We start from the raw sequence: 11,250 nt of genomic DNA on the forward strand, positions 1-11,250 counted from the left end.
GGAATGAGCGTTCCCGCAGGAGATCTCAGCGCCATTCGCCGAGCCGGCCGAATCGTGGCGATCCAGACCTCCGTCGCGCTGGCCGCCCTTCTGCTGCTGGTCGGTGTCGTCATCGCCGCTCTCTACGTCCGCGCCCAGGACAACCAGATCACCGACCAGTTGACCGCGGTGGCGATGAGCGCCGACGATGTCGAGGACCCCCCGCCGGGTATGGAACTGGCATTGCGCGATAGCGACGGCCGTGTGGCGGCCAGCGATGGTGGAAAGGTAGGAGTGCCGCTGCTGTCGGGACCCGCCGGCCGCCATGAGATCCACGATCGTGACCGTGAGTATCAGGCACTGGTGGTTGACCGCCCCGAGGGCCGAGTCGTTGCGATGCTTGATCTTTCGCCCTACCGGGCCGGTCGGGCCCGGCTGCTGAGCTCACTGGCGCTGGCGGAGCTGGCCGGTATCGCGGCGTCGATTCTGGTGGTCGTGCTGTTCACCCGCCGCGCGGTGCGGCCGCTGGCCCAGGCGCTGGCCCTGCAGCGCAGATTCGTCGCCGACGCCTCCCACGAGCTGCGCGCGCCGCTGACCGTGCTGCACACCCGTGCGCAACTGGTGGCCCGCCGCGTGCACACCGGTGATCTCGAGGGCGCCCGACGGGATGCCGACGCACTGGTCGATGACACCAGGGTGCTCAACGGCATCGTCGACGATCTGCTCGCGTCGGCCACCATGACCGCCAGCGGTTCCGGGACCGGCAGGGTGGATATGGCGGCGGTGGCGGCATCGGTCTGCGACAGCATGAGCGCCCATGCCACGTCTCTCGGTGTGACGCTGTCCTTCCGGACGGCCGGGGACCACGCGGAGGTGATCGGCTCGGAGTCTGCCGTGCGCCGCGCGCTGACAGCACTGGTGGACAACGCCCTCGGACATCAGCATCCGGGCGGCACGGTGCAGGTGACTGTGCGTCGCGACGCGCAGAACGTGGTGGTCGCGGTGGCCGATGACGGCGTCGGGATCGACGACGCCACGATGGCGACGCTGTTCAACCGTTTCGCTCGCGGGGCCGCGCACACCACCCGTCCCGACCGCGAGTCCCACGGTATCGGCCTGGCTCTGGTCCGCGAGGTCGTGCAGGCGCACGGCGGTGATATCCGGGTGGCCTCGAAGCTGGGCGAGGGCGCGACGTTCAGTGTGACGCTGCCGGCCGCGCCGGCTCCGGGCCTGTCGGCATGAGGCGTGACCCCGCCTCCCTTGTCGGGGGCTGGGTCTAGGTTGATCTCCGATGGCATTGCATATTCACCGCGCCGAACGCACTGACGTTCTCGCGGACGGGTTGGGGGACCTGCTGGCCACGCCGCCTTCCGATCCGTTCGCCGAGGATCTCGTCGTGGTGCCCGCACGCGGGGTCGAGCGCTGGCTCTCCCAGCGGCTCTCGCACATCCTGGGCCGGGGCCACGGTGACGGGGCTGGTGACGGGGTGTGCGCGGGGGTCGCGTTCCGGTCGCCGGCATCGCTGATCGCCGAGATCACCGGCACCCGGGAGGACGACCCGTGGTCACCGGATGCCATGGCCTGGCCGCTGCTGGAAGTCATCGACGCCAACCTCGACGCGCCGTGGTGCACAACCCTGGCCACCCACCTCGGCCATTTCAGCGCCGGCGTCGACGAGCAGGAACTGCGATCGGGCCGCCGCTATGCGGTGGCCCGCCGGCTGGCCGGGCTGTTCGCCTCCTACGCCCGGCAGCGCCCCGCACTGCTGGCGGACTGGCTCGACGGCGACACCGGCGACCTCGATGACGACCTGGCCTGGCAGCCCGAGTTGTGGCGCCGGCTGGTCGACGTCATGGGTATCGACCCGCCGCATATCCGGCACGCGAAAACCATTGCGCAGCTGCGTAGTTCGGGTGCGGACCAGCTGCCGTCGCGGGTGTCGATGTTCGGCCACACCAGGCTGTCGCGCACCGATATCGAACTGCTCGAGGCGTTGGCCGCCCACCACGAGGTTCATCTGTGGCTGCCGCACCCCAGCGCCGCACTGTGGTCGGAGCTGTCCGATCTACGCGGTGTCATCCCGCGTCGTGATGACACCAGTCACCGTAGGGTCGAGCACCCCCTGCTGGCCACCCTGGGCCGTGACCTTCGGGATCTGCAGCGCAGCCTGCCCATCGATGCGGCCGGCGATGAGTTCCTGCCGGGTTCGGCAAACCCCGACACTCTGCTGGGCTGGCTGCAGTCCGATATCGCCGCCAATGCCGTTCGGCCGCAGGGCCGCAGGCTCGCGCCCGGCGACCGTTCGGTGCAGGTGCACAGCTGTCACGGCCCGGCCCGTCAGGTGGACGTGCTCCGTGAGGTGCTGCTGGGTCTGCTCGCCGATGACGAGACGCTGGAACCGCGCGACATCCTCGTCATGTGCCCCGATATCGAGACCTACGCCCCACTGATCGCCGCCGACTTCGGCTTGGGCGAGGTTGTCCCGAACGCACACCCCGCCAATCAACTGCGGGTGCGGTTGGCTGACCGCTCACTGGTGCAGACCAACCCACTCCTGGCTGTGGCCGCCCAACTGCTCACCCTGGCCGGCAGCAGGGTGACCGCCAGCGAGGTGCTCAACCTCATCACGTCCGAACCGGTGCGGGCCCGGTTCGACTTCACCGATGACGACCTCGACGACATCACCGACTGGGTGCGGGAATCCAACATCCGGTGGGGTTTCGACAAGGAGCATCGGGAACCCTACGGGCTCAGCTTCATTCATCACACCTGGCGTTTCGGTCTGGACCGGATCCTGGCCGGGGTGGCCCTCTCGGATGACTCGCAGGCCTGGATCGACGCCACCTTGCCGCTCGATGATGTCGGCAGCAACCGGGTGGACCTGGCCGGCAGGCTCTCCGAGTTCGTCGGCCGGCTGCAACAAGTGGTGGACTCCCTCGCCGGCACCCGGCCACTGCGCGACTGGCTGACCTCGCTGGTCGAGGGTGTCCGGTTGCTCACCCGGGTCGTCGATGACGACGCCTGGCAGATGAGCCAGCTGGAACGCGAGTTCAACGATGTGCTGGCCCGGGCCGGCACCCGTGCCGCCACCGCGTTGCGGCTACCCGATATCGAACAGCTGCTGCAGCGCCACCTCGCCGGCCGGCCCACCCGGGCCAACTTCCGCACCGGCACATTGACGGTGTGCACCATGGTGCCGATGCGTTCGGTGCCGCACCGGGTGGTGTGCCTGGTCGGTCTCGACGACACGGTGTTCCCCAGGATCGGAGCCGTCGACGGTGACGACGCACTGGCCCGCGACCCGCAGACCGGCGAGCGTGACGTCCGCTCCGAGGATCGTCAGCTGTTGCTCGACGCCGTCTGCGCCGCAACCGAGACGCTGGTCATCACCTACACCGGCGCCAATGAGTTCACCGGACATCTGCGCCCGCCCGCGGTTCCGCTCGCGGAGCTGATCGACGCCATCGATCTGACCACCGAGACCCCGGTGCGCGAGGCCGTGGTCACCCAGCATCCGTTGCAGCCCTTCGATATCCGCAATGTCACACCCGGCGCGGTGGTCCTCGCCGAACCCGAGCAACCGTTCACCTTCGACTCGACGGTGCTGCGCGCCGCCCGTGCCGCCGAGGGTTTACATGAGGAACGGCCGAAGTTCGCCACCACCGTGCTGCCCGCACTCGAGAACGGCGACGTCTCGCTGGCCGATCTGGTGGCTTTCTTCAAGGATCCGGTGAAGGGTTTCTTCCGGTCCCTGGACTACACACTGCCCGCCGAGGTCGAGGGTGTCGAGGACGCCATCCCGGTCGAGATCAACGCCCTCGACGAGTGGACCGTCGGTGATCGCATGCTCTCCGACATGCTGCGCGGGATGAGCCCGGAACGCGCGCTCAATGCGGAGTGGTGCCGCGGAACGCTGCCGCCCGGTCAGATCGGCTGGCGGACCGCGCGCAGGATCCGCGAGCAGGCCGCGGTGCTGGCGGTGGAGGCGGCCGCGTTCCGGACCACCCCGGCCAACGCCGTGGACGTCGATATCGATCTCGGTTCGGGGCGACGTCTGACCGGCACCGTGTCACCGGTCTTCGGTGATCGTCTGGTGTCGGTCACCTACTCCAAACTCGGCGGCAAGCATCTCCTCGAAGCCTGGATTCCGTTGCTGGCGTTGGCCGCCCACGATCCCGGTCAGGAATGGACCGCGGTATGCATCGGCCGGCGCAAGAAGGGCGACGGCGCCCGCCGGGAGGACATCGACTGCCCGGCCACATCGGCACGCGAGCTGCTGCGCGATCTCGTCGCCATGTACGACACCGGCCGCCGCGAGCCGATTCCGCTGCCACTCAAAACCTCCTTCGCGTGGGCGGATGCCCGCAGCAGTGGTGGCGACCCGGTGTACGCGGCCGGATTCCACTGGAAATCCAATGACAACTTCCCCGGCGAGGACCGCTCGCCGGCGCACGCTCGGGTGTGGAAGGCCGGCGCGCCGTTGTCGGACCTGATGGAACCGGTGCGCCCGGGCGAGGAGCAGCCGGGGGAGAACACCCGCCTGGGCGCCTACGCCGCGCGGCTGTGGCGGCCACTGCTGCAGTCCATGCGGGGGGCACGATGAGCACCTTCGATCTCCTGGGCCCACTGCCCGAGCCCGGTACCACCACCGTGCTGGAGGCCAGCGCCGGCACCGGCAAGACCTTCGCGCTGGCGGGTCTGGTCACCCGCTACATCGCCGAAGGTGTTGCCACCCTCGACCAGATGCTGCTCATCACCTTCAGCCGGGCCGCCACCCAGGAGTTGCGCGAGCGGGTGCGCCGGCAGATCTCCCATGCGCTGGCCTCCTTCGATGACGCGGGTCTGATCGGCGAGAACGAACTGGTGCGCCATCTGCTGACCGGGACGGCGGACGAACTCTGCGCCCGCAGGCAGCGTCTCGGGGATGCGCTGGCCGGGTTTGATGCCGCCACCATCGCGACCATCCACCAGTTCTGCAATCTGGTGCTCACCTCACTCGGCGTGGCCGGGGACAGCGATGCCGGCGTCAAGCTGGTCGAGAGTCTCGATGATCTGGTCGTCGAGATCGTCGACGACCTCTACCTCGGCCGCTTCGGTAAGGACAGGGAAGAGCCGCCGCTGCCCTACAAGCGCGCGCTCAAGGTCGCCCGCGAGGTGATCAACAACCCGTCGACCGAACTGCGTCCGTCCGACCCCGAGCCGGACAGCTATGCCGCCGCCTGCATCGACTTCGCCGAAGCGGTGCGGGCCGAGATCGAGATCCGCAAGCGCCGGCAGGGCATCCTCGGCTACGACGATCTGCTCACCCGGCTCGCCGACGCGCTGGAGGCCGACGACTCACCGGCCCGGGTGCGGATGAGCAGGCGCTGGCCCATCGTCATGGTCGACGAGTTCCAGGACACCGACCCGGTGCAGTGGCGGGTGATCAACCACGCCTTCCACAATGTGAGCACCCTGGTGCTGATCGGCGATCCCAAGCAGGCGATCTACGCCTTTCGCGGCGGCGATATCCACACCTACCTCGAGGCTGCGGACTCCGCCGGCGAGAAGCAGACCATGGGCACCAACTGGCGCAGCGACGCCGCACTGGTCGATCGCCTGCAGGCGGTGCTGCGCGGCACCCGGCTCGGTGACCCCCGGATCGTCGTGCACGACGTCGACGCACATCACCCCGGAACGCGGTTGGCCGGCGCCCCCCGCGATAACCCGTTCCGGCTGCGGGTGGTGTCGCGCGCGGCCTTCGATAAGAGCGGCGACAAGGTGATCGCGATCGACGACCTGCGGTCCTATATCGGGGCCGACCTGGCCGCTGATATCGCCGCACTGCTGGCCGGCCCCGCGACCTTCGACGGCGAGCGGGTCCGGGCCGGTCATATCGCGGTGATCGTCGAGAAGCGCAGAGACGCCCGCGTCTGCTTCGCGGCGCTGACCGACGCCGGCATACCGGCGGTCTATACCGGCGACTCCGACGTCTTCGACTCCGAGGCCTGCGACGACTGGCTTGCACTGCTGGACGCCTTCGACCAGCCGCACCGCTCCGGCGTTGTCCGAGCCGCTGCCGCGACCATGTTCTTCGGCTGCACCGCCGAAGACCTTGCGGCCCAGGGGGACTCGCTCACCGACCGGGTTGCCGATACCATCCGGGAGTGGGCCGACCACGCCCGGTCCTGCGGGGTGGCGGCGGTGTTCGAGGCCGCCCGGCTCGGCGGGATGGCCGACCGCACGCTGTCCTATCGCGACGGCGAGCGGTACATGACCGACATGGCGCATGTGACCCAGCTACTACAGGAGGCCGCGCACCGCGAACACCTGACGCTGCCCGCCCTGCGGGACTGGCTGCGTGATCGCCGGGAGGAGCGCAGCGGAGTGGCCGAGCACAACAAGCGGCTCGACCGCGACGCCGCCGCCGTCCAGGTGATGACCGTGCACGGCAGCAAGGGCCTGCAGTTCCCGATCGTCTACCTACCGTTTGCGTTCAATCGCAATGTGCAGCAGCGCGACGAGATCCTGTTCCACGACAACAGGGCCCGCTGCCTGCATATCGGTGGGAAGGGCAGCGCCGACTACGCCGACGTCGCAGTGCTGGGACGCCGCGAGGCCGCCGGTGACGACAGCCGGCTGATGTATGTGGCGATGACCCGGGCCCAGGCGCAGGTGGTGACGTGGTGGGCTCCCTCGCGTGACGAACCCAACGGCGGGCTGTCCCGGCTGATGCGCGGCCGTCGCCCGGGCGAGACGCTGATCCCCGATCAGTGCGCCACCAAGACCGTGACCGACGACGAGGCACTGATGATCTTCCGCGAGTGGGAAGCGGCCGGCGGGCCGGTGGTCGAGGACGCGGTCATCGCGCCGATCGCGGCGATCCCCGCCGACATCGCGCCGGAGAACCTCGGGGTGCGGCACTTCCACCGCGGCATCGATACCGGCTGGCGACGCACCTCCTACTCCGGTCTGGTGCGGTCGGCGCAGGAGAGTGTCGGGGTGAGCAGTGAGCCCGAGATCGTCGAACTCGACGACGAGGTCGGCGATATCGCGCTGAACGCCCCGACCGAACCGGCCGGGGGGGCGGATCTGCCATCGCCGATGGCGGACCTGCCGATGGGCGCCAAATTCGGCAGCCTGGTGCACGCGGTGCTCGAACACGCAGACCCGTTGGCGGCGGATCTGGAGGCCGAACTGGCGACCCAGATCGACAAGCATGCGGCGTGGTGGCCGGTGGATGTCGGCACCGCCGAACTTGCCGCGGCTCTGGTGCCGATGCATGACACCCCGCTGGGTCCGCTGGCCGATGACCTCACGCTGCGTCAGATCAGCCTGCCGGATCGGTTGTGCGAGTTGGACTTCGAGTTCCCGCTGGCCGGTGGTGATTCAAGAGCGAGTGCGCCGGATATCCGGCTGGCCGACGTCGGCCGGCTACTGGAGCGGCAGCTGCCCGCCGGTGATCCGATGGCCCCCTACGCGGACCGGCTCACCGACGCCACCCTGGGCGTCCAGTCGCTGCGCGGCTATCTCAGCGGCTCGCTGGACCTCGTGATGCGCATCCCCGCCCGCGCAGACGGATCCGACGGCCACCGCTACCTCGTCGCGGACTACAAGACCAACTGGCTCGGCGAGACCGACCGGCCGCTGACCGCCGCCGACTACACCCCGGAGCGGATGGCCGAGGCCATGCTGCACTCCGACTACCCGCTGCAGGCGCTGCTGTACTGCGTTGTGCTGCATCGGTTCCTGCGCTGGCGGCTGCCCGACTACACCGCGGACCGTCACCTGGGCGGTGTGCTGTATCTGTTCGTCCGTGGGATGTGCGGACCGGACACCCCCGTCACCGACGGGCACCCGGCAGGTGTGTTCGGCTGGCAGCCGCCGGCGGAACTGGTGATCGCGATCTCCGATCTGCTCGACGGACGCCGGGTGGCGCCATGAGCACGCCTGCGAGAAACACCGCCGACGCCGCTGACTGGCGGCGCAGTGTCTCCGCCACCGGGCTGCTGCGCGATTTCAACGAGGCCGGGGTGATCGACGCCTCCGATGTGCTCGTCGCCCAACGGCTCACCCAGCTGGCCAAGGATGAGAACGAACTGGTGGCGCTGGCCGTCGCATTCGTGGTGCGGGCGGTGCGCGGTGGTTCGGTCTGCCTGGACCTGACAGGCGTGGCGGCCCAGGTCGGTGAGCCGCAGCTGCCATGGCCGGATCCCGCGCAGTGGCTGGCTGCGGTATCGGGCAGCGTGCTTGCCGGTGACCCACCGGTGGTGCACGTCGATGAGGGCCTGCTCTACCTGGACCGCTACTGGATCGAGGAGTGCCGGGTCGCCGAGGACGTGCTGGCCCTGGCATCGACGCGGCGCTCGGGCACGCCCCCGGATATCGCCCGGCTGTTCTCCGGTACCTACACCGAGCAACGCGGCGCAGCCGAGGTTGCGCTGTCCCGTGCCCTGACCGTGCTGACCGGTGGCCCGGGCACCGGCAAGACCACCACCGTCGCGCGACTGCTGGCACTGCTGGCCGAGCAGGCCGAACTCGACGGGCGCTCGCGCCCGCGGATCGCGCTGGCCGCCCCGACCGGTAAGGCCGCGGCTCGCCTGCTCGAAGCCGTGCAGATCGAGGTTGATGCTCTTGATCAGGCCGACCGCGACCGGCTGCCCGCGTTGACCGCCACCACACTGCACCGGCTGCTGGGCAGCCGGCCGGACACCTCATCGCGGTTCCGGCACAACCGGGACAACCGCCTGCCGCATGACGTGATCGTCGTCGACGAGACCTCCATGGTGTCGCTGACCATGATGGCCCGGCTGCTGGAGGCGGTGCGGCCGGAATCGCGGCTGCTGCTCGTCGGCGACCCCGACCAGCTGGCCTCGGTGGAGGCCGGCGCGGTGCTGGCCGACCTCGTCGAGGGTCTTGCTGCGGTGGATGACACCCCGATCGCCCGGCTGGTCACCTCGCACCGTTTCGGGGAGTCGATCCGCTCGCTGGCCTTCGCGATCCGCGACGGCAAAGCCGATGAAGCACTGGAGATCCTCGCCGCCGGCGGTGAGCACATCGAATGGGTCGACACCCAGCGGCCGGCCGATATTCTGCGCAAAGTACTTGTGCCACATGCCCTTGCACTGCGTGAAGCGGCCATCCTCGGCGATGGGAAGGCCGCGCTGGCCACCCTCGACGAACACCGGATGCTGTGTGCGCACCGCCGCGGTCAGCACGGCGTCAGCTATTGGAACCGCCAGGTCGAGCGTTGGCTGGCCGAGCAGACCGATACCCCGATGTGGTCTGCCTGGTACGTCGGGCGGCCGGTGCTGGTGACCGCAAACGACTACGGTCTGGGTCTCTACAACGGTGACACCGGTGTCGCGGTCCAGCGTGACGGTGTCCTGCGCGCCGTCATGTCCGGTTCGGCCGGGCCGGTGGAGTTCGCCACCGGCCGGCTGGCCGATATCGAGACCATGCACGCCATGACGATTCACAAGAGTCAGGGCAGTCAAGCCACCGAGGTGACTGTGCTGCTGCCCGCCGAGGACTCCCGGCTGCTGACCCGAGAACTGCTCTACACCGCGGTCACCCGAGCCCGGAACAAGGTTCGGCTGATCGGCTCCGCAGAGCAGGTGCGCGCCGCGATAGATCGCCGCGCGGTCCGCGCGACCGGTCTCAGCCGGCGGCTGCGGTCACCACAACGCTGACGGTGGTGGCGCCGTTGTCGGCGGCGATGACCAGTCGCGGTGCGTTCGGTGTCGAGACCACCTGGCCGCCCGTCACGCTCACCGTGTAGCCGTTCGGGTACCCGAACTCCGGCACCGAGATCGTCGTCAATGAGCCCGCGGCGAATGCCCCTGAGCCATCGGCCCTTTCGGTGGAGTAGCTGAATCGGAAGGTGTTGCCGGTGACCGTCCAGCCCTGCGGGATCCCGGAGATGGTCTGCGGATACGGCGCGGCCAGCACCGCGAGGTTGCCGGTGTTGACATTGGCGCCGGTGGGCGGCAGAGCCGGGTCGTACACCAGCGCCTCCCAGTCCGGATCGACGTGTGTGGTGATATCACCCACGCCGGAATACGCCCACTCCGTCCAGCCCACCTGACGGATGTCCCCGGCGTTCATCTGGTCGAACAACCGCGGGGCGTCGCTGGTGGCGCCGAACTCGCTCATGAACGACGGGATGTTGTTCTCGTCGGCGAACCGAACGGCATTGCGGGCCAGCGTGTTGGCGATCTGCGAGCAACTGATACCGAAGTTGGTATCCGAGCAGTAATCATGGAAGGCGTAAACGCTGATCAGGTCGTCGATCATTCCCATCGGGTCGGGCAGTCCGAGTAATTGGGAGATCTCCGCAACCGCCGCGCTGGTCGGTTCGAAGAAGATCGGCGTTGCCGGGTCGACGGCCCGGATCGCGGCCGCAACCTGGTTGTACATCGGCACCAGCATCTGGAATGCGAAGAACGGGCTACCGAGAAGGGTTGCACCCCAACTTGTTCCGGGCCACGGCTCGTTCATCAGCTCATAGCCCACCACCGCGGGATTCCCGGCGAAATAGCTCGCTACGTTCTCCCAGGTCTTTGCGTAGTGGTCTTCCAGACCCACCGAATCGGATGCATTCGCGTTGGCCCAGAACGTATCCCAGGCGTAGTTCTCCGCGGGGTTGGCGTAGTAGTTACCCGGGAAACCGAAGTCCGGGTTGGGCAGTCCGCCGGTCATCGTGGCCCAGGTCGGCGCGCCCTCCCCGCCGAAGGTGGTGCTGTAGTTGTCCTGGTGCATATCGATCAGGCTGTAGATACCGTGATCGGCGAGCATCTGCACGGTGGCATTGATCGAGTCCAGGTAGGCGGTGTCGAACACACCCGGCTCCGGTTCGACCGCGGCCCAGATGACGCCCACCCGCACCACGGTGAACCCGTTGGCCGCCAGGAACGCGGCGTCGTCGGCGCTGAACCCGGATGCTGACGGCTCGTACGGGGGCAGCTTGTAAACCTCATTGAGCCCGTGGGCGATGACAACCTGGCCGTCGCTGTTGGTCAGCCAGGTACCGGTCGGAGAGATCGGCAGCAGCGGTCCGTCGCCCATCGGGACTGTGCCGCCCGCCCCGGCGCGTCCGGCCGCGCCGTGTGAGCCGAGCAGCCCGGCAGTGCCGCCGGATCCGCCGAGCGCCGGCAGTCCGGTGAGCTCGCCGCCCACTGCGTTGTCGCCGCCCGCGCCGCCGTCGCCGCCGCTGCTGAGCCAGGTCCGTCCGCTCCCGGCTCGACCGCCGGTGCCACCGTCGGCGCCTGCGCCGCCGGCGCCGCCGTTACC

At 68.9% G+C, this 11,250-nt stretch carries 5 protein-coding genes; 4 read left to right on the top strand and 1 reads right to left on the bottom strand.

Annotation, left to right across the window (positions count from 1 at the left end; translation table 11 throughout):
- From ACR2JI_RS14010 to recD, 4 genes are all read left to right on the top strand, one after another.
- Positions 1 to 1,221: sensor histidine kinase (locus ACR2JI_RS14010; RefSeq protein ID WP_526390951.1), on the top strand; the 1,221-nt coding region annotated here is incomplete at its 5' end.
- A 49-nt stretch (positions 1,222 to 1,270) separates the two neighbouring features.
- Positions 1,271 to 4,582 carry an exodeoxyribonuclease V subunit gamma gene (gene recC, locus ACR2JI_RS14015; protein WP_526390953.1) on the top strand — a complete coding sequence of 1,104 codons (3,312 nt, stop codon included), beginning with the start codon at positions 1,271 to 1,273 and terminating at the stop codon, positions 4,580 to 4,582.
- On the top strand, positions 4,579 to 7,902 hold the full coding sequence (gene recB / locus ACR2JI_RS14020) for an exodeoxyribonuclease V subunit beta (RefSeq protein ID WP_526390955.1): 3,324 nt from the start codon (positions 4,579 to 4,581) through the stop codon (positions 7,900 to 7,902). The genes recC and recB overlap by 4 nt, the downstream gene beginning before the upstream one ends.
- The gene (recD, locus tag ACR2JI_RS14025; RefSeq protein WP_526390957.1) at positions 7,899 to 9,650 is read left to right on the top strand and encodes an exodeoxyribonuclease V subunit alpha; all 1,752 of its coding nucleotides are present in this window, start codon (positions 7,899 to 7,901) and stop codon (positions 9,648 to 9,650) included. The genes recB and recD overlap by 4 nt, the downstream gene beginning before the upstream one ends.
- On the opposite strand, the gene ACR2JI_RS14030 is transcribed toward recD, so the two are convergent.
- Positions 9,619 to 11,250 (bottom strand): glycoside hydrolase family 5 protein (locus tag ACR2JI_RS14030; protein ID WP_526390959.1); only part of this gene is annotated, 1,632 nt, incomplete at its 5' end. The two genes, recD and ACR2JI_RS14030, sit on opposite strands and share 32 nt — an antisense overlap.

The sequence above is a fragment of the Mycobacterium sp. genome (assembly GCF_051006775.1).
In the GTDB taxonomy this organism is placed as follows: Bacteria; Actinomycetota; Actinomycetes; order Mycobacteriales; family Mycobacteriaceae; genus Mycobacterium.